A 19,333-nucleotide genomic window follows, 5' to 3' on the forward strand; every position below is an offset into this window, starting at 1 on the left:
ATGACAGAACTCCCCGCCAGCGTGCGCTGGCAACTCTGGATAGTGGCGTTCGGCTTCTTTATGCAATCGCTGGACACCACTATCGTCAATACCGCCCTCCCCTCTATGGCGGCAAGTCTGGGAGAGAGTCCGCTGCATATGCATATGGTGATCGTCTCCTACGTGCTAACCGTGGCGGTGATGCTCCCCGCCAGCGGCTGGCTGGCGGACAGAGTGGGCGTGCGCAATATCTTCTTCACCGCCATTGTCCTGTTCACCGCCGGCTCGCTGTTTTGTTCGCTGGCGAGCACGCTCAATGAGCTGGTGATGGCGCGTGTATTACAGGGCGTTGGCGGTGCGATGATGGTGCCCGTCGGGCGTCTGACAGTGATGAAAATCGTCCCGCGCTCACAGTATATGGCGGCGATGACCTTCGTCACCCTGCCCGGTCAGGTCGGCCCGTTGTTGGGCCCGGCGCTCGGCGGCGTGCTGGTAGAATACGCCTCCTGGCACTGGATCTTCCTGATCAACATTCCGGTCGGCATTATCGGCGGGATCGCCACGCTGATGCTGATGCCCAACTACACGTTGCAAACTCGCCGTTTTGACCTGAGCGGATTTATCGTGCTGGCGCTGGGCATGGCGGTGCTCACCCTGGCCCTCGACGGGCTGAAAGGGCTGGGCATATCAAGCCTTACGCTGGCGATTCTGGTTGCCGTTGGTGTCGCCTCAATCCTGTTTTATCTCTGGCACGCCAAAGGCAATGACAACGCCCTGTTTAGCCTGAAGCTTTTTCGCACGCCTACTTTCTCGCTCGGCCTGGCGGGCAGTTTCGCCGGACGCATCGGTAGCGGCATGCTGCCCTTTATGACGCCGGTCTTTTTGCAGATTGGTCTTGGATTTTCGCCGTTTCACGCCGGGCTGATGATGATCCCGATGGTGCTCGGCAGCATGGGGATGAAACGGATTGTGGTGCAGGTGGTTAACCGTTTTGGTTACCGGAATGTGCTGGTCACCACCACGATTGGCCTCGCGCTGGTGAGCCTGCTGTTTATGGCGACGGCGCTGGCAGGCTGGTATTACGCCCTGCCGCTGGTGCTGTTTATTCAGGGAATGGTCAACTCCAGCCGCTTCTCGTCAATGAACACGCTGACGCTGAAAGATTTGCCCGATGAGCATGCCAGCAGCGGCAATAGCCTGCTGTCGATGATCATGCAGCTCTCAATGAGTATTGGCGTTACCGTAGCAGGCTTACTGCTGGGCATGTTCGGCCAGCAGCATGTTGCTGCCGATAGCGCCGCCACGCACCATGTCTTTATGTATACCTATCTGTGCATGGCGCTGATTATCGCCCTGCCCGCCCTGATTTTTGCCCGCGTACCTGACGACGTCACCAAAAACGTGGTTATCGCCCGACGAAAAAGGAGTGAACAGTGAAACTATGGCGTCCGGGGATCACCGGAAAACTTTTCCTCGCCATCTTCGCCACCTGTATCGTGCTGTTAATCACGATGCACTGGGCGGTACGCGTCAGTTTTGAACGCGGGTTTATTGATTACATTAAACACGGTAACGAACAGCGTCTTGAACTGCTGAGCGACGCGCTGGCGGAGCAGTATGCGCAGCACGGTAACTGGCGCTTTCTGCGCAATAACGATCGTTTCATCTTCCAGATCTTGCGCTCTTTTGAGCACGATAATAGTGACGATCATCGTCCCCCCGGCCCGCCAGGGCCACCGGGGCCATCCATGCCACCTCATGGCTGGCGAACACAGTTTTGGGTCGTCGATCAGCGTGAACGCGTGCTGGTTGGCCCACGTGAGCCTGTTCCACCTGACGGTACCCGTCGCGCGATTGTGGTTGATGGGCTGGAAGTCGGTGCGGTTATCGCCTCACCGGTGGAACGCCTGACGCGTAACACGGATATTAATTTCGACCAACAGCAGCGCCGTACCAGTTGGTTGATCGTCGCGCTCTCGACGCTGCTCGCCGCGCTGGCGACCTTCCCGCTGGCGCGTGGTTTGCTGGCACCGGTGAAACGGCTGGTGGAAGGCACGCATAAACTGGCGGCGGGCGATTTCTCGACGCGCGTTGACGCGCGCGGCAGCGATGAACTCGGCAGGCTGGCGCAGGACTTCAACCAGCTCGCCAGCACGCTCGACCGCAATCAACAGATGCGCCGCGATTTTATGGCCGATATCTCTCACGAACTGCGCACCCCGCTAGCGGTGCTGCGCGGAGAGCTGGAAGCCATTCAGGATGGCGTGCGTAAGTTCACCCCGGAATCGGTCGCCTCGCTTCAGGCGGAAGTCGCCACGCTGACCAAACTGGTGGACGATCTGCATCAGCTTTCGATGTCTGACGAAGGCGCGCTGGCGTATCAAAAAGCGCCGGTAGATCTCGTTTCACTGCTGGAAATTGCCGCCGGAGCGTTCCGCGAACGTCTTGCCAGCCGTGGCTTAACGCTGCATCTTTCTTTACCGGATAGCGCAATGGTCTTCGGCGATCGCGACCGTTTGATGCAACTGTTCAATAACGTGCTGGAAAACAGCCTGCGTTACACCGACAGCGGCGGTGAGGTGCATATTCGCGCCAGTAAAACGCTGCAAAACATTACGGTTGAATTCGCCGACAGTGGGCCGGGCGTCAGCGATGAACAGCTTGCCATGTTGTGTGAGCGTTTTTATCGTACTGAAGGATCGCGCAACCGCGCCAGCGGCGGCTCCGGCCTGGGGCTGGCGATATGCGTAAACATTGTTACCGCCCACGGCGGCAGGCTTGATGCCGCGCATTCGCCTTTTGGCGGGGTAAGCATTAAAGTAGAACTACCGCTGGATCGCGACACATCGAGAGAGTTATGACTGAGTTACCGATAGATGAAAACACCCCGCGTATTTTGATTGTCGAGGACGAACCCAAGCTGGGGCAGTTGCTGATTGATTATTTGCTGGCGGCAAATTACGCGCCCACACTTATCAGCCACGGTGATCAGGTTCTGCCTTTTGTGCACGATACGCCGCCGGATCTGATCCTGCTGGATCTCATGCTACCAGGCACCGATGGCCTGACGCTGTGTCGCGAAATTCGTCGCTTCTCTGAAGTGCCGATTGTGATGGTCACGGCCAAAATCGAAGAGATTGATCGCCTGCTTGGGCTGGAAATCGGCGCGGATGATTACATCTGCAAACCTTACAGCCCGCGTGAAGTGGTGGCGCGTGTGAAAACCATCCTGCGCCGCTGCAAACCGCGTCGCGATGTTCAGGCGTTGGACGCGCAAAGCCCGCTGATTGTCGACGAAAACCGTTTTCAGGCCTCCTGGCGTGACCGCCTGCTGGATTTAACGCCCGCAGAATTCCGCCTGCTGAAAACACTTTCACAGGAGCCGGGAAAAGTCTTCTCGCGCGAACAGTTGCTGAATCATCTTTACGACGACTATCGCGTGGTCACCGATCGTACCATCGACAGCCATATTAAAAACCTGCGCCGCAAACTGGAAGCGCTCGACGCCGAACAGTCGTTTATCCGCGCGGTGTATGGCGTGGGATATCGTTGGGAAGCGGATGCGTGCCGGATGGCGTAAGCCCTCCCCCCAGCCCTCTCCCCCGGGAGAGGGTGAAAACCGTGTCCTTCTCAACACCGACTCTCATCACTTCCTGCCGGGTGGAAAAGAGCGAGGGTTTACTCCCCTCACTCCCGGCGCTACAATGCCCGCCCTAAAAGTATGGGAACCCTCCCTGCCGCGCGCACCGTGACGCGGATCTGACCTGTCATCAGAACGAGAACATCATGTTTAAACCGGAACTCCTTTCCCCGGCGGGAACGCTGAAAAATATGCGTTACGCTTTCGCTTATGGCGCGGATGCTGTTTATGCGGGTCAACCGCGTTACTCCCTGCGCGTTCGCAACAACGAATTCAATCACGAAAATTTGCAACTTGGCATTAACGAAGCCCATGCGCTCGGAAAAAAATTCTATGTGGTGGTGAATATCGCACCGCATAACGCCAAGCTGAAAACCTTTATTCGCGATCTGAAGCCGGTGGTGGAGATGGGGCCGGATGCGCTGATTATGTCCGATCCGGGTCTTATCATGCTGGTGCGTGAACATTTCCCGGCTATGCAAATTCACCTCTCCGTCCAGGCGAACGCAGTGAACTGGGCGACGGTGAAATTCTGGCAGCAGATGGGGCTCTCCCGCGTCATTCTTTCGCGCGAACTGTCACTGGAAGAGATCGAAGAAATTCGCCAACAGGTGCCGGAGATGGAGATTGAGATCTTCGTTCACGGCGCATTGTGCATGGCTTATTCTGGCCGATGCCTGCTCTCTGGCTACATCAACAAACGCGATCCGAATCAGGGTACCTGCACCAACGCCTGCCGTTGGGAATACAACGTGCAGGAAGGCAAAGAAGATGTGGTCGGCAATATCGTCCACAAATATGAGCCGATTCCGGTGCAGAACGTTGAGCCAACGCTGGGTATTGGTGAGCCAACCGATAAAGTATTTATGATTGAGGAAGCCCAGCGTCCGGGCGAATACATGACCGCGTTCGAAGACGAGCACGGCACATACATCATGAACTCGAAAGATCTGCGTGCCATCGCTCACGTTGAGCGTTTAACGCAAATGGGTGTGCATTCGCTGAAAATCGAAGGCCGCACCAAATCCTTCTACTACTGCGCGCGCACGGCGCAGGTGTACCGCAAGGCGATTGACGATGCCGCCGCAGGCAAACCGTTCGATACCAGCCTGCTGGAAACCCTGGAAGGTCTGGCGCATCGCGGTTATACCGAAGGCTTCCTGCGTCGCCATACGCACGACGATTACCAGAATTACGAATACGGTTTCTCTGTGTCTGAACGTCAGCAGTTTGTCGGCGAATTTACCGGCCAGCGCAAAGGCGCACTGGCGGAAGTGGCGGTGAAAAACAAATTCGCTGTCGGCGATAGCCTGGAACTGATGACCCCGCAGGGTAACGTGAACTTTACACTGGAGCAGATGGTTGACGCCAAAGGTGCCGATAAACCGGTCGCACCGGGTGATGGTCACATCGTCTGGCTGCCAGTACCGGAAGATATCGCTCTGGAGTACGCACTGCTGATGCGCAACTTCAACGGCGAGTCGACGCGAAACCCGCACAGCAAGTAGTTCATAATGGGTAATTTCGCAAGCGAGAAGAATCTTAGAATTGGATCACATACCTAATTGTTTATTCCGGGTATTATCGCTTCGCTGAAAAACATAACCCATAAATGCTAGCTGTACCAGGAACCACCTCCTTGGCCTGCGTAATCTCCCTTACGCAGGCTAATTTTTTATCTGTTACCCGCCTTTTCTGAAAATCAGTTGGTTCTTATCCCGCTATACTTTTTCTGCCATATACTTTTATTACGTTGATTAACGAGGAAAAAGGATGACCAACTTTCCCGCCAGCTTATTAATTCTCAACGGCAAGAGCACGGATAATCCGCAGCTGCGTCAGGCGGTTGAGACCCTTCGCAAAGAAGGCGCCGAACTTCATGTTCGCGTCACCTGGGAAAAAGGCGATGCACTGCGTTATATCCGGGAAGCGCAGCAACTCGGCGTCGCGACGGTAATTTCCGGCGGCGGTGACGGCACCATTAATGAAATTGCCACCGCGTTGATTGAGCTGAAGGACGCCAATGCCCCGGCGTTAGGCATTCTTCCTCTCGGCACGGCCAATGATTTCGCGACCAGCGTCGGTATTCCAATGGATCTGGAGAAAGCCCTGCGTCTGGCGATTTCCGGGCGCGATGTACCGATTGATACTGCGCGCGTTAACGACAAAACCTGCTTTATTAATATGGCGACGGGCGGATTTGGCACGCGTATTACCACCGAAACACCTGAAAAACTGAAAGCGGCACTGGGCGGCGTCTCGTATTTGATTCACGGATTAATGCGAATGGATACGCTCAAACCCGACCGCTGTGAAATTCATGGAGAAAATTTCCACTGGCAGGGAGATGCGCTGGTAATAGGGATTGGGAACGGTCGTCAGGCGGGCGGCGGGCAGCCTCTCTGCCCTGACGCGCTGATAAATGATGGTCTTCTGGATTTGCTGGTCATAACCGGGGAAGAGATTATTCCGGCGCTGTTCACGACGTTGACACAACGAGAAGAGAGTCCTCATCTGGTACGTGGACGTTCAGCCTGGTTTGAAATTACGTCACCCCATGAAATGACGTTTAATCTCGACGGTGAACCGCTTAGCGGACAGACGTTTCGCATCGACATTCTCTCGAACGCGCTCCGCGCGCGCCTGCCGCCAGATTGTCAGCTATTGCGCTAATCTGCAGGAATGCCGGATGCGGCTTCGCCTTATCCGGCCTACAACGGCCCCGTAGGCCGGGCAAGCGCAGCACCCCCGGCATGGCTTAATACGCTGCCACTTCCCGCGCCATCTCGCGGGTGTACTGTTGGCTGGCGTTGACCAGCATCCGCGTATAATCCGTTTGCGCTTTTCCGGCGACCAGATCATCGACGGTGAGGGTTTCGAGAATTTTGCCGTACTGCATCACCGCCACTTTCTGGCACAAATGGGCAATCACGCCCAGATCGTGCGTCACCATCAGATAGGTCAGCCGCGACTCCTGCTGCAACTCTGCCAGCAGATTCAAAATTTCCGCCTGCACCGACACATCCAGCGCCGAGGTTGGTTCATCCAGCAGCAGCACCTGCGGCTCCAGAATCAGCGCCCGGGCAATCGCCACGCGCTGGCGTTGCCCGCCCGAAAGCTGATGCGGGTAGCGATCGCGGAAAGCGCGGGTTAACCCTACGCGATCCAGCAGCGTGTTGATCCGCCTGTCGCGATCGGCGATGCCGTGGATTTGCAGCGGCTCCTCCAGAATATCGCCAATGGTATGGCGTGGATGCAGCGAACCGTAGGGATCCTGAAACACCATTTGCACCTGACGACAACGCGTGCGGCTGATGCTGTGTTCAAGCGGCTGGCCGTTAATCGCCAGCGCCCCCTGCCAGTGGGTAAACAGCCCGGCGAGGCACTTTAGCACCGTGGTTTTACCCGAGCCCGACTCCCCCACCAGCCCGTAAATCTCACCCGGTTTAACGTGGAAGCTCACGTCATACAGCACCTGGTTACGCTTCTCACCTTCGCCAAACACCAGATTCAGGTTATTCACTTCAATCATGACGCGTTCCTTATTCTGTCAGCCAGCTCGCCTGACGCTGAAGCACCGGCAACACCGGGCGACGTTGATGCATATCCGGTAGCGAATTGATCAACCCCTGCGTATAGGGATGCTGCGCCTTATCGAGATCTTTCGCGGCAATCGATTCCACCACCCGCCCGGCGTACATCACCAGCACTCGGTCGCAAAAACTGCGCACCAGGTTAATATCGTGGCTGATAAAAATCAGCCCTAACCCGCGTGATTTCACCAGATCGTCAAGCAACCCCAGCACCTGCAAACGCACGGAGACGTCCAGCGCCGAGGTCGGTTCATCGGCGATCACCAGTTCCGGGTCGGTTATCAACATCATGGCAATCATCACCCGCTGCCCCTGCCCACCGGAGATTTCATGGGGATAGAGCGCGTAAACGCGCTCCGGCTGGCGAATACGCACCACCTCCAGCATCTCCATCGCTTTGGCTTTCGCCTCGGCTTTATGCCCCGGATGGTGCGTCAGCCAGGCTTCAGCAATCTGCTCACCCACACACACCACCGGATTCAGCGAATATTTCGGATCCTGCATGATCATCGAAATCCGTTTACCACGAATGCCGCGCATCTGCGCTTCCGTGGCATGCTGCAAATCGATATCGCCGAACTGCATCCGTTCTGCGGTAATGCGGGATTTTTTTGGATGCAGGTGCAACAGCGCGCGCCCAACGGTCGATTTACCGGAACCTGATTCACCGACAATCGCCAGCTTTTCGCGCCCCAGTTGAAAGGAGACACCGCGCACCGCGTGGGTCACCGCCTGGCCGTTAACAAACTCAACGTGCAGGTCGCGCACATCAAGCAACGGCGTATTACATGCTGCGAGGATCGAGGATGTCACGTAAGCCATCTCCTAAGAAATTGAACGCCAGACTGTTAATCAGAATTGCCAGCCCCGGAATGGTGACCACCCACCAGCACTCCATCATGTAGGTGCGGCCACTGGAGATCATCGCTCCCCATTCCGGCTCCGGCGGCTGTGCGCCAAGGCCGAGGAAGCCGAGCCCGGCAGCAGTCAGGATAATCCCCGCCATATTCATAGTGATACGAATGATCACCGACGGCAGGCACAGCGGCACAATGTGTCGCCACAGCACGCGTACCGGCGATGCGCCCTGCAAACGCACTGCAGAGATAAAATCGGCCTGACGTAAGGAGAGCGTTTCGGCGCGTGCCAGGCGGGCAATCGGCGGCCAGGCGGTTAAGGTGATCGCGATAACCACATGCTCCAGCCCTGGCCCTAACGCGGCGACAAATGCCAGCGCCAGCACCAGGCTTGGGAAGGAGATAAATATGTCGGTCACACGCATCAGCACCATATCGACTTTGCCGCCAAAATAGCCTGCCGTAACGCCGAGCAGCAGCCCCAGCGGGCCAACGGTAACCGACACCAGCAGTACGATGTAAAGGGTGATGCGCGAGCCGTACACCAGGCGGCTGAAGATATCGCGGCCAAATTCATCGGTTCCAAACCAGTGCTGCGCATTGGGTGCGGTGAGCGCGTTGTTGAGATCCTGCACCAGCGGGTTATACGATGCGATAAGCGGTGCAAAAATCGCCACCACCAGCAGCAGAAAAATAATCCCGCCGCCGATAGCGGTAAGCGGATTACGCGCCATCTTGCCGATAAACCCGCCCGTACGCTGCAACGCGCGTTTGATGCGCGCGACACCTTCGCCGCCGCCGGAGTTGACTGGCGTATCCAGAGAAACGGTCATGATTTTGTCCTCGGATCAAAGAGTTGATAAAGCATGTCGGAAAGCAGGTTCAGCATCACAAAGATCACCCCGACCACCAGCACGCAGCCCATCACCGCGTTCATATCCCCCAACAGCAGGCTGCCGGTGAGATAGGAACCAAAGCCCGGCCATGAGAAGACGGTTTCAATCAGCACCGCGCCTTCCAGCAGTGAGCCGTAGGCCAGCGCAACGACGGTCAGCAGCTGTACCAGAATGTTACGAAACGCGTGATTCCAGATGACCTGACGTTCGGTCAGCCCCTTCACACGGGCGGTGATGATGAACTCCTGCGACAACTGCGCCAGCATAAAGCTGCGGGTCATACGGCTGATGTAGGCCAGTGAGTGAAAACCGAGAAGCGCAGCGGGCAGGATCAGGTGGTTAATCGCGTTCCAGAACACCGTGCCGTTACCCGCCAGTAGCGCATCGACGGTCATTAACCCGGTTCGGCGCGGCACCAGGCCGTCCAGACCTAAATCCACACGCCCCGCGCCACCCACCCAGCCGAGCCACGCGTAAAACACCAGCAGCCCCATCATCCCCACCCAGAAGATTGGCGTGGAGTAGCCCGCCAGGCTGATAATTCTCACCACATAGTCGGAAACGCTGTTACGACGCGCCGCCGCCAGTACACCCAGCGGAATGCCGAGCCCGGCACCGACAATAATCGCCATCGTCGCCAGCTCCATGGTGGCCGGGAAGACGCGGATAATATCGTCGAGCACTGGCTTCCCGGTAAGCAATGCGTTGCCTAAATCACCGTGCAGCAGGTTGCTGAAGTAGATACCAAACTGCGCCGCCAGAGACTTATCAAAGCCCAGTTGCTGATAAACCTGCTGATAGGTGCTTTGATCCGCATCCGGGCCGACAATCGCTAATACCGGGTCGATAGGCATTACCCGCCCGATGAAAAAGGTGAGTAATAGCAGGCCGAACAGCGTAATAGCGACCTGCATCAATCGCTGAGAGAATCGCCGGGCGCGCGAGCCCGGCGCAAGTATGACCATACTCATCCTTTGTCTCCTTCGCTGACTTTATAAACTCCACGCAAAAACGTGGTGGCCGAGGGATGCGACTGGAAATCTTTGACGTCGTTACGCACCACCACCGAATCAACCATCTGCGACAGCGGTTGCAGCGCCGGGATAAGCTGGTCATAACGGGTCTGGATCGCCTGATAGTCAGCCAGTTGTTTTTGCGGGTCGCGCTCAAGCAGCGCAGTGTCGATCATCTCGTTGAGTTGCTTGTCGTAAAATCCGGTACGCCAGCCCTGGAAATTGGTCAAACGCGCTTCATCGCGGTTATCCGGGTTGTACACCAGCGCACGCAGGCTGGAGTGCGGATGGGGCTCCATCCCGCTACCGCCACGCCCCACCAGCAGGTCAAACTTGCGTTCACGCATCGCGCCGTAAATCTGGTTACCGGTGCCGGTAATGATTTTGGCGTTGATGCCCGCCTGCATCAGCGTTGACTGAACGGCAATCGCAATGTTGAGAAAAGGCTGATCGGCAAGGACGCGCAGCGTAGTGTCGAAACCCTCAGGATATCCCGCTTCCGCCAGCAGTTTCTTCGCCCGAGGAATATCGAGCTGATAGCCAGGGTCAGGCAGGGTTGACGGCATTCCGGCTTTGATAGGACGCTGGTGCAGCACCCCGTAGCCTGGCATCAGCGCTTTGTTGATTCCCTGATAATCAATCAGATAGCGCACCGCTTCGCGTACTTTCGGGTTGGCAAAGTGGGCCTCTTTCATGCTCATCGCCACGTAATACACCGTACCTTTCTGCACCGCTTCCACCGTCAGATTGGGATCGTTACGCAGGGCATTGATATCGGACACGGCCATATTATTAGCAACGTCCAAATCCCCCTTTTCAATCATCAGACGCAGGGTTTGCGACTCCTGAAAATGGCGCAGCACCACCCGGCTCATTTTGGCCTCTTCACGCCAGTAGTGCGGGTTGCGCTTCATTCGCAGTACATCTTTCGCCTGCCAGGTTTCCAGCATAAAGGGGCCCGAACCGGCTTCATTGGTGGTCAGCCAGCGGTTACCCCAATCATTATTGATTTCATGCTGCTGCACGGTTTTGCTGTCGAGCACGCCAAGGTTACCGAGCGCCCCCAGAGAGTAGATAACCAGTTGTGGATCGTTGGCCTTCGGTAGCGTGATTTGCACCGTGTAGGGGTCGGGCGCGCTCACCTGGTTATCAATATTTTTCTTACTGAAGCCATAGGATTTCCACACCGACGCCTGCGCGAGATTCAGGTGCAGAATACGGCGCATCGACCACACCACATCATCAGCAGTAAGCGGATTGCCGGAATGGAAGGTAACGTTGTCGCGCAGATGGAAGGTCAGCACCTTGCCGTCCGGGCTGATATCCCAGGATTTCGCCAGCGCCGGCTTCACGTTGGTGAGTTGATTGGCATCAAGCTCCACCAGCGAGTCGTAGAGATTAACGACAATGCCTACCACCTCGTTCCCGGTCATCGCCGCCGGGTCGAGGGTCAGCAGATTGTTCATATTCATACCAATGATGAGCTGATCGGGGGGCGTTTTCGCAAGCGTCACCCCGCTCCCCATCATCAGCGATAGCGCGAGTAAACACGCGCCCGCGAGGGAAGATTTTTTCATCTGTGTATACCGTTTGTAGGGTTGAAGTATTTTTATCTGTCAGTCGTGGCTGACGGTATTGGCTTCGATATACGCAAAATTAATATCTTCCCCGAGACCCGGCCCCTGCGGCAGATGCACAAAACCATCGGCGTCCATTGGGTCAACAATGGCGTTCAGGTAAGCCGCGGGCTCATCGTAGTTCAGGAAAGGATGCAGCAGGCCACGTTCGTACCAGCGACAGTTGCGAATCGCCCCCACCACCGCCAGGCTCGCCGCGCCGTTGCCATGCACTTCGCAATCCATGCCGAAGGATTCCGCCAGCGCCGCAACCTTCATGGTTGGCGTGATGCCGCCGACGCCGTTCGCGCCCGCACGCAGAATGTCGCAAGCTCCGGCTTTCACCCAGTCGGCGCGGCTGTGGTGCTTGCCGCCAAAGCTTTCCGGGCCAATCACCGGAATAGAAAGATTTTCCGCAAGCCAGGCGTAAGACGACATGCTGTCCTCTTCCATTGGCTCTTCAAACCAGGCGAAGTTGAGTTTTTCCAGCTCTTTACCGATCCACAGCGCTTCGGTGCGGCTGTACCAGTGATAACCGTCGATCATCAGGTCGATATCCGGGCCAACGGCTTCACGCACAGCGGCGCAGGCTTTGATATCCATTTTCGGGTTGGGCGCAAAAGAAACTGGCGGCATCCAGGTGTGCAGTTTGATGGCCTTATACCCGCGCGCCACCAGCGTTTCGGCAAACGCAGCGTACTCTTCCGGCGTGGAGAGCCCGCCTTTCAGATCGTCGCCGCACATGGTGCTGCCGTAGGCCGGAACTTTATCGCGGAAGCCGCCCAGCAGTTTATACACCGGCATATTGAGCTTGCGTCCTAGTAAATCCCACAGCGCCTGCTCGACAAACGACAGCGCGCGCTCGGTCAGTTGGTGTGCGCTCCCGCGCTGCCAGTGCACCAGATCCTGCCAGAGGCGCTCACGGTTAAACGGATCCTGCCCGACCAGCACTTTGCGGAAAAAGGTATTCACCACAAACGGGCGCACCACTTCCGGCGGGGCAAACGAAAAGCCCTGAGTGCCGTCATCAGCAGTAATCGTGAGCATCGCCATTTTTGCCAGGCTTTCCGCTCCGGGGTGCGAATGGCCTGCGCTGTCGGACACCCGACGTGTAGGGTATTGAAATACAGTGACGTTTACAGATTCAATTTTCATTATGTGTCCTTAGTACAACAAAAAGTGGGCATTGCGGATGCCACAATCCTGTGACTTACACTTCCCGGCAAGCCGGTTTTAAGTAATTGAAAAAGCGTTTCACTGGATAATCTAAGCACAAAATATGAGACCTGCCTCGGACAAATCCCGCTAACGATTGACTGTTTTTTGGGCATAAGCACGAGGGGACGTGACTGTTTTCACAAAAGGAGAGAGAAATGTGAGGGGGATCGTGACGAGAAAAGGTAAACCCGGCGAGGCAAAAACTCGCCGGGAAAGGTCATTATGCGATGGTGACTTTACTATCCAGATACACATCCTGAACCGCGTTGATTAACTGCACGCCATCGGCCATTGATTTTTTGAAGGCTTTACGCCCCAGAATCAGGCCCATACCGCCCGCGCGTTTATTGATAACCGCTGTACGCACCGCGTCGGAAAGGTCGGTTTCACCGCCTGCCGCACCGCCGGAGTTAATCAGCCCGGCGCGTCCCATATAGCAGTTCGCCAGTTGGTAGCGCACCAGATCAATGGGATTCTCGCTGGTGAGTTTGCTGTAGACGCGATCGTCCGTATAGCCAAAGTTCACCGCTTTATAGCCGCCGTTATTCTCGGCCATTTTCTGCTTCACAATATCCGCGCCGATGGTGGCGGCCAGATGGTTTGCCTGCCCGGTGAGGTCAGCGGAGACATGGTAATCGACACCGTCTTTCTTGAATGCCGGGTTACGCAGGTAGGCCCACAGCACGGTGACCATCCCCAGTTCATGCGCGCGTTCAAAGGCGGCGGAGATCTCTTCAATCTGGCGACGAGACTCTTCAGAGCCGAAATAGATGGTGGCGCCCACGGCAACCGCGCCCAGATTGAATGCCTGTTCAACGCTGGCATACAGCGTCTGGTCGAAGGTATTCGGGTAGCTCAGGGTTTCGTTGTGATTGAGTTTGACGAGGAACGGAATGCGGTGCGCGTAACGACGCGAAACAGATGCCAGCACGCCATAGGTGGATGCCACGCAGTTACAGCCCGCTTCGATCGCCAGCTCAACGATATTTTTCGGATCAAAATAGAGCGGGTTAGCGGCAAACGATGCACCGGCAGAGTGCTCTACGCCCTGGTCAACGGGCAGAATCGATAAGTAGCCGGTTCCGGCCAGACGTCCGGTATTATAAAGCGTCTGCATGTTTCGCAGCACGGCAGGCGGACGGTTATTGTCCATCATCACCCGGTCAACGTAATCGTGACCTGGCAGATAGAGTTGGTCGGCTGGAATGGTCATACAACGATGCTGTAAAAGGCTGTCGGCGTCTTTGCCAAGCAATTGCGTAATATCAGTCATGGCGATGCTCCCGTAATGCCAACGTCGTGTCGGCGTGAATTTCCTGCCCGGAATTTTTGGGCAGCAATAAGTCTGGTCGCGGAAACGGGAATTTTCCATTCTCCGGGCATTTTTAAGCGCAATCTGCTGGCACGATTCATGGACGGTAAAGTGTTACACCGGTCAAAGTTTCACCTTAAAGGTATTTAAAAGGTATTACATGATGGTATGGTCTCTACGTACCTTACCTGTCAGGAAGGATTTAAAGATGAAAACTACAGTAAAGCTGTCGTTCATGATGTTCATTGAGTGGTTTATCTGGGGCGCGTGGTTTGTTCCCTTGTGGCTGTGGCTAAATAAGAGCGGATTTTCAGCGGGCGAAATTGGCTGGTCTTATGCCTGTACCGCGATTGCAGCTATCCTCTCACCGATTCTGGTCGGCTCGCTGACAGACCGTTTTTTCTCGGCACAGAAAGTTCTCGCCCTACTGATGTTCGTTGGTGCAGCGCTGATGTATTTTGCCGCACAGCAAACCACGTTTGCCGGCTTTTTCCCGCTGCTACTCGCCTACTCGCTCACCTATATGCCGACCATTGCCCTCACCAACAGTATCGCCTTTGCCAACGTGCCGGACGTCGAACGTGACTTCCCGCGCATTCGCGTCATGGGCACGATCGGCTGGATAGCCTCCGGACTGGTGTGCGGTTTCCTGCCGCAAATGATGGGCTATAACGATATTTCACCCACAAACATTCCTTTGTTAATCACGGCGGGTAGCTCGCTGCTGCTGGGGATTTTCGCGTTCATGCTGCCGGACACCCCACCGAAAAGCACGGGGAAACTGGACTTCAAAGTCATGCTGGGGCTGGATGCGTTAGTCCTGCTGCGCGATAAAAACTTCCTCGTCTTTTTCTTCTGCTCATTCCTGTTCGCCATGCCGCTGGCGTTCTACTACATCTTTGCCAACGGGTATCTCACCGAAGTCGGCATGCAAAATGCCACCGGCTGGATGACGCTCGGCCAGTTCTCCGAAATCTTCTTTATGCTGGCACTGCCGTTCTTCACCAAACGCTTTGGCATTAAAAAGGTATTATTGCTTGGTCTTATTACCGCAGCGATCCGCTATGGATTCTTTGTCTACGGTGGCGCAGAGCAATACTTCACTTATGCCCTGCTGTTCCTCGGTATTTTGCTCCACGGCGTGAGCTACGATTTTTACTACGTTACCGCCTACATCTATGTGGATAAAAAAGCCCCGGTACATATGCGCACCGCGGCACAAGGGCTTATCACGCTCTGCTGCCAGGGTTTTGGCAGCCTGCTCGGTTACCGCATTGGCGGCGTAATGATGGAAAAAATGTTCGCTTATAAAGAGCCGGTGAATGGGTTGACCTTCAACTGGGCGGGCATGTGGGGCTTCGGCGCTATCATGATTGCCGTTATCGCTGTGCTGTTTATGCTTTTCTTTCGCGAGTCGGATAAAGAGATCACTGCTATTAAGGTGCAAAACGACCCACGCGACGCTGCACTGACACAAGGGGAAATAAAATGAAAACAGAACGTATTCTTGGCGCGCTGTACGGCCAGGCATTGGGCGATGCGATGGGAATGCCTTCAGAGCTTTGGCCGCGCTCACGCGTGAAGGCTCACTTCGGCTGGATCGACCGTTTCCTGCCGGGGCCTGCTGAAAACAATGCCGCCTGCTACTTTAACCGCGCGGAATTCACTGACGATACATCAATGGCTTTGTGCCTCGCAGACGCCATTCTTGAGCGCCAGGGGCAGATCGACCCGGATCTTATTGGCCGTAATATTCTGGCCTGGGCGGAAGGCTTCGATGCGTTCAACAAAAACGTACTGGGCCCGACCTCCAAAATTGCGCTAAACGCGATCCGCGATGGCAAACCCGTTAGCGAACTGGAAAACAACGGCGTCACTAACGGCGCGGCAATGCGCGTTTCGCCGCTGGGTTGCCTGCTGCCCGCAGCCCATCTCGACCACTTTATTAATGAGGTTGCACTGGCCTCAAGCCCAACGCATAAATCGGATCTTGCGGTAGCTGGTGCGGTGGTGGTGGCCTGGGCCATCTCCCGCGCCATTGATGGCGATAGCTGGCAGACCATCGTCGATTCACTGCCTTCCGTGGCCCGTCACGCACAGGAAAAACGCGTGACCACCTTCAGCGCCTCACTCGCCGCGCGTCTGGAACTGGCGTTAGATATTGTCCGCAAGGCTCACGGTACGGAATCCGCCAGCGAGCAGCTTTATCAGGTGGTCGGTGCAGGAACCAGTACGATTGAATCCGTGCCCTGCGCTATCGCAATGGTCGAACTGGCGCAGGGCTGCCCCAACCGTTGTGCTATTTTATGCGCCAACCTCGGGGGGGATACAGATACCATCGGGGCGATGGCAACGGCGATTTGCGGGGCACTGGGCGGTATTTCGGCCATTGACCCAGTGCTGAAAAAGCAACTCGACGACGTCAATCAACTCGATTTTTCCCGCTACGCAACCGCACTGACGAAGTATCGCGAGCAACGGGAGGCGTTATGAATGTCGCGTCGCGATTAACCACCTTAGGTAATCGACGTCCAATAACCGTCGTTGGCGCGGCGGTGATTGACGTGATTGCCGACGCCTATGCCCTGCCCTGGCGCGGCTGCGATATTGAGCTGCAACAGCAAAGCGTCAATATTGGCGGCTGTGCGCTGAATATTGCCGTGGCGCTCAAACGCCTCGGTATGCGTGCCGACAATGCGCTCCCCATCGGACAAGGCGTCTGGGCCGATATCATCCGCAATAATCTGGCTCGTGAGGGCCTGATCAGTTGCATTGATGGTGTTCAGGGTGATAACGGCTGGTGTCTGGCGCTGGTTGAGCCAGACGGCGAGCGTACGTTTATGTCGTTCAGCGGCGTCGAAAATCAGTGGAATACCGGCTGGCTGGAGGCGTTATCCGTCGCACCACAAAGCCTGGTGTCGCTTTCCGGTTATCAGCTTGCGTCGCCGTGCGGCGAGTTGCTTGTCCGTTGGCTTGAAAGCCTGCAAGACGTCACGCCATTTATCGATTTTGGCCCGCGTATTGCCGATATTCCCGATGCGCTGATGACGCGAATTATGGCCTGTAAGCCTGTTATTTCACTGAATCGCCAGGAAGCCGACATCGCCGCCGCACGCTTTAATTTACCGCCGGAAACCCGGCAGTTCGGTCGTGCATGGATGGCGACGTTTGGCACACCGCTTATCGTGCGTCATGACAAAGAGGGAGCATGGTATTTCAGCCCGCAGGAACAGGGGCTGGCAGCACCGTTTCCTGTGACGGTCGTTGACACCATCGGCGCGGGCGACAGTCACGCAGGCGGTACGCTGGCAGGTCTTGCTTCTGGCTGGACGCTCAGCGAATCCGTATTGCTCGGAAACGCGGTCGCGTCCTGGGTGGTCGGTCACCGTGGCGGCGACTGTAGCCCAACGCGCGAAGCACTACTCCTCGCACACAAAGACATATAAATCACTGCGGCAGTGGCTGATGCTGAACTCAATCGGCCGCTGCTGCTGGTCAAGCGCAACCTGTTTAATCACCAACACCGGGATTTTTTCATCCATCCGAATGTGCGACTGAAATTCCGCATCCGGCATCCGGGCGCTGACTCTTGAGCGCGTGCGCTGTGGAAAAATGTGCTGGCTGCGAAAATAGTCATACAGGGACACGCCAATCTCATCCACATCATGAATCAACTGGGCGGGCACCCAGGACTCTTCAATGGATACAGCCTCTTCATCCACATAACGAATGCGTTTGAGCAGAAAAACCTCGCTTCCTGACGCAATAGCCAGTTGTGACGCCACCTCTTCCGGGCAAGGCACAATCCGTTTATTCACCCACAGGGTATCTGGCTTTTTACCCCGTAACACGACCTGCTGGGAAAATCCGCGTGCTTCCTTCAGGGAATATTCAAAAATATTATTGATTTGCGTGCCATAACCGCGCGCACGCGTCACCACGCCTTCCTCTTCCAGCGTTTGCATTGCTTTGCGCACCGTGATGCGCGACACGCCGGTTAACTGGCTCAGATCACGTTCACCCGGCAAAATATTGCCGTGCTCAAGTATTCCGCTGCGTACGGCATTTTTCACCGTTTCAGCGAACTTCAGATAGAGCGGCGTGTTATCCGCTGCGGCAATACGCTCAGTAATTTGTGCGATTAACCGCGTATGTGATTGTTCCATTTATCTTTCCCTGCAATGGTCTCCGAGCCAGTATAGGTGGCGTCACGCCGGAAGACTACTCCCGGCAAGGAAATGGTGTTTATTCATCCCGCACGACGCGTTGTAACAACGTAAAAGCCTGTTCGACCTGCGGTGGCAGCGGTGCGGCGTTGCGCATCAACGCCACCGTTCGTGTAAGCTCCGGCTGCTGAAGCTGCACCACTTTTAGCTGCGGATCGCAGAGGTGCGCGGTGTAAAGCTGCGGCAAAATCGCCGCCGCCAGCCTGGAGCGCACCAGGCCGTACAGGGTTTCAATGTAATCGACGTGATAGCGAATATGCAGCTTCAGACGCTGACTCTCGTCGAGCGCCCCCACCAGTCGCTGAATATTACCTTTGGAAAAGACGGCTACATCGCGTCCAGCAAGTTGCTGCCACGGAAGATGGGCCGATTGGGCAAGCGGATCGCCAACATGCAGGACGGCGACAAACGGATCCTCCAGCACCGGGAAAACCTGTAAGGCCGGGGACACAGAACTGTCCAGCGCACCAATGCCGAAATCCAGTTGCCCGTTCAGGATCTGCGTCACTAACGCATCGTTAGTGAGATCGTGAAACTCCACCTTCAGCCGGGGAAATGCCTGCGCCAGCCGTTCGGCCACGGTCGGAAACAACAGCGAACTGACCGAGGGTACCAGGCCAATCCGCAAAGTGCCGTCGCCGCCGGATTCAACAATTTGCCGCATATCGCTGAACGCCTGCTGGGCGACGTTAAGCACCCGCTCGGCATGAGGAAGAATGGCAACGCCCAGCTCCGTCAGCGTCACGGCGGCGGCGGTCCGGTTGACCAGCTTACCGCCCAGCACCGTTTCAATCTGCCGTAGCGCGCTGCTCAGTGCGGGCTGGCTTATCGCGAGCTTACTGGCGGTATCGGTGAAGTGACGCAACCGGGCCAGGGTAACGAAATACTGAAGCTGCTTTAGAGAGAGTGCGGGAAGCCGTTGCCAGGGTTCGGTCATGATGGGTTTCGCATTGTTGGTTTGTTGCAGAATAACCTTTTCTTAT

The 19,333-nt window shown here is 56.1% G+C and carries 17 protein-coding genes; 8 read left to right on the forward strand and 9 right to left on the reverse strand.

Translation table 11 applies throughout. The features are described 5' to 3' along the window. From DBY68_RS00210 to yegS, 5 genes are all read left to right on the forward strand, one after another. Nucleotides 1–1,416 carry an MFS transporter gene (locus DBY68_RS00210; RefSeq protein WP_108473726.1) on the forward strand — a complete coding sequence of 472 codons (1,416 nt, stop codon included), beginning with the start codon at nt 1–3 and terminating at the stop codon, nt 1,414–1,416. After that, entirely contained in the window at nt 1,413–2,840 is a 1,428-nt protein-coding gene (baeS, locus tag DBY68_RS00215) for a two-component system sensor histidine kinase BaeS (protein WP_108473725.1), read from the forward strand. The genes DBY68_RS00210 and baeS overlap by 4 nt, the downstream gene beginning before the upstream one ends. Beyond that, nucleotides 2,837–3,559 carry a two-component system response regulator BaeR gene (gene baeR / locus DBY68_RS00220; protein ID WP_015963811.1) on the forward strand — a complete coding sequence of 241 codons (723 nt, stop codon included), beginning with the start codon at nt 2,837–2,839 and terminating at the stop codon, nt 3,557–3,559. The genes baeS and baeR overlap by 4 nt, the downstream gene beginning before the upstream one ends. A 206-nt stretch (nt 3,560–3,765) precedes the next feature. After that, nucleotides 3,766–5,127 (forward strand): tRNA 5-hydroxyuridine modification protein YegQ, encoded by a 1,362-nt coding sequence (gene yegQ, locus DBY68_RS00225; protein ID WP_108473724.1) that lies wholly within the window; start codon nt 3,766–3,768, stop codon nt 5,125–5,127. Between the two features lie 265 nt (nt 5,128–5,392). Next, nucleotides 5,393–6,292 (forward strand): lipid kinase YegS, encoded by a 900-nt coding sequence (gene yegS / locus DBY68_RS00235; protein WP_108473723.1) that lies wholly within the window; start codon nt 5,393–5,395, stop codon nt 6,290–6,292. Nucleotides 6,293–6,377: 85 nt separating this feature from the next. On the opposite strand, the gene DBY68_RS00240 is transcribed toward yegS, so the two are convergent. The 7 genes from DBY68_RS00240 to fbaB all read right to left on the reverse strand — a co-directional run bounded on the left by DBY68_RS00240 (nt 6,378) and on the right by fbaB (nt 14,085). Then, nucleotides 6,378–7,151, reverse strand: a complete 774-nt coding sequence (locus DBY68_RS00240) for an ABC transporter ATP-binding protein (protein ID WP_108473722.1) — start codon at nt 7,149–7,151, stop codon at nt 6,378–6,380. Nucleotides 7,152–7,161: 10 nt separating this feature from the next. Then, complete coding sequence (locus DBY68_RS00245) at nt 7,162–8,025, reverse strand: ABC transporter ATP-binding protein (RefSeq protein ID WP_108473784.1); 864 nt, start codon at nt 8,023–8,025, stop codon at nt 7,162–7,164. Continuing rightward, complete coding sequence (locus tag DBY68_RS00250) at nt 7,997–8,902, reverse strand: ABC transporter permease (RefSeq protein ID WP_108473721.1); 906 nt, start codon at nt 8,900–8,902, stop codon at nt 7,997–7,999. The genes DBY68_RS00245 and DBY68_RS00250 overlap by 29 nt, the downstream gene beginning before the upstream one ends. Further along, nucleotides 8,899–9,936, reverse strand: a complete 1,038-nt coding sequence (locus DBY68_RS00255) for an ABC transporter permease (RefSeq protein ID WP_108473720.1) — start codon at nt 9,934–9,936, stop codon at nt 8,899–8,901. Before DBY68_RS00255 ends, DBY68_RS00250 begins: the two co-directional genes overlap by 4 nt. Continuing rightward, nucleotides 9,933–11,555, reverse strand: a complete 1,623-nt coding sequence (locus tag DBY68_RS00260; RefSeq protein WP_108473719.1) for an ABC transporter substrate-binding protein — start codon at nt 11,553–11,555, stop codon at nt 9,933–9,935. The genes DBY68_RS00255 and DBY68_RS00260 overlap by 4 nt, the downstream gene beginning before the upstream one ends. A gap of 39 nt (nt 11,556–11,594) precedes the next feature. Continuing rightward, nucleotides 11,595–12,749 carry a mandelate racemase family protein gene (locus DBY68_RS00265; protein WP_108473718.1) on the reverse strand — a complete coding sequence of 385 codons (1,155 nt, stop codon included), beginning with the start codon at nt 12,747–12,749 and terminating at the stop codon, nt 11,595–11,597. Nucleotides 12,750–13,032: 283 nt separating this feature from the next. After that, a complete protein-coding gene (gene fbaB / locus DBY68_RS00270) occupies nt 13,033–14,085 on the reverse strand; it encodes a class I fructose-bisphosphate aldolase (protein WP_108473717.1) in 1,053 nt (350 codons plus the stop codon). A gap of 247 nt (nt 14,086–14,332) precedes the next feature. On the opposite strand from fbaB, the gene DBY68_RS00275 reads away from it, so the two are divergent. Genes DBY68_RS00275 through DBY68_RS00285 form a run of 3 tightly spaced genes read left to right on the forward strand, consistent with a single transcriptional unit; the run spans nt 14,333 to nt 17,570 of the window. After that, a complete protein-coding gene (locus DBY68_RS00275; RefSeq protein ID WP_108473716.1) occupies nt 14,333–15,616 on the forward strand; it encodes a nucleoside permease in 1,284 nt (427 codons plus the stop codon). After that, complete coding sequence (locus DBY68_RS00280; RefSeq protein WP_108473715.1) at nt 15,613–16,617, forward strand: ADP-ribosylglycohydrolase family protein; 1,005 nt, start codon at nt 15,613–15,615, stop codon at nt 16,615–16,617. Before DBY68_RS00275 ends, DBY68_RS00280 begins: the two co-directional genes overlap by 4 nt. Beyond that, on the forward strand, nt 16,614–17,570 hold the full coding sequence (locus DBY68_RS00285) for a PfkB family carbohydrate kinase (RefSeq protein ID WP_108473714.1): 957 nt from the start codon (nt 16,614–16,616) through the stop codon (nt 17,568–17,570). Before DBY68_RS00280 ends, DBY68_RS00285 begins: the two co-directional genes overlap by 4 nt. Here the strand turns inward: DBY68_RS00285 and DBY68_RS00290 are convergent. Together DBY68_RS00290 and DBY68_RS00295 are read right to left on the reverse strand one after the other, a co-directional pair. Then, complete coding sequence (locus DBY68_RS00290) at nt 17,544–18,290, reverse strand: GntR family transcriptional regulator (RefSeq protein ID WP_108473713.1); 747 nt, start codon at nt 18,288–18,290, stop codon at nt 17,544–17,546. The genes DBY68_RS00285 and DBY68_RS00290 overlap by 27 nt on opposite strands. A gap of 79 nt (nt 18,291–18,369) precedes the next feature. Continuing rightward, nucleotides 18,370–19,287: a LysR family transcriptional regulator gene (locus tag DBY68_RS00295; RefSeq protein WP_108473712.1), complete on the reverse strand. Its 918-nt coding sequence runs from the start codon at nt 19,285–19,287 to the stop codon at nt 18,370–18,372. Nucleotides 19,288–19,333: the final 46 nt, after the last annotated feature.

The organism is Pseudocitrobacter sp. RIT415 (assembly GCF_003057695.2).
GTDB lineage: Bacteria > Pseudomonadota > Gammaproteobacteria > Enterobacterales > Enterobacteriaceae > Pseudocitrobacter > Pseudocitrobacter faecalis.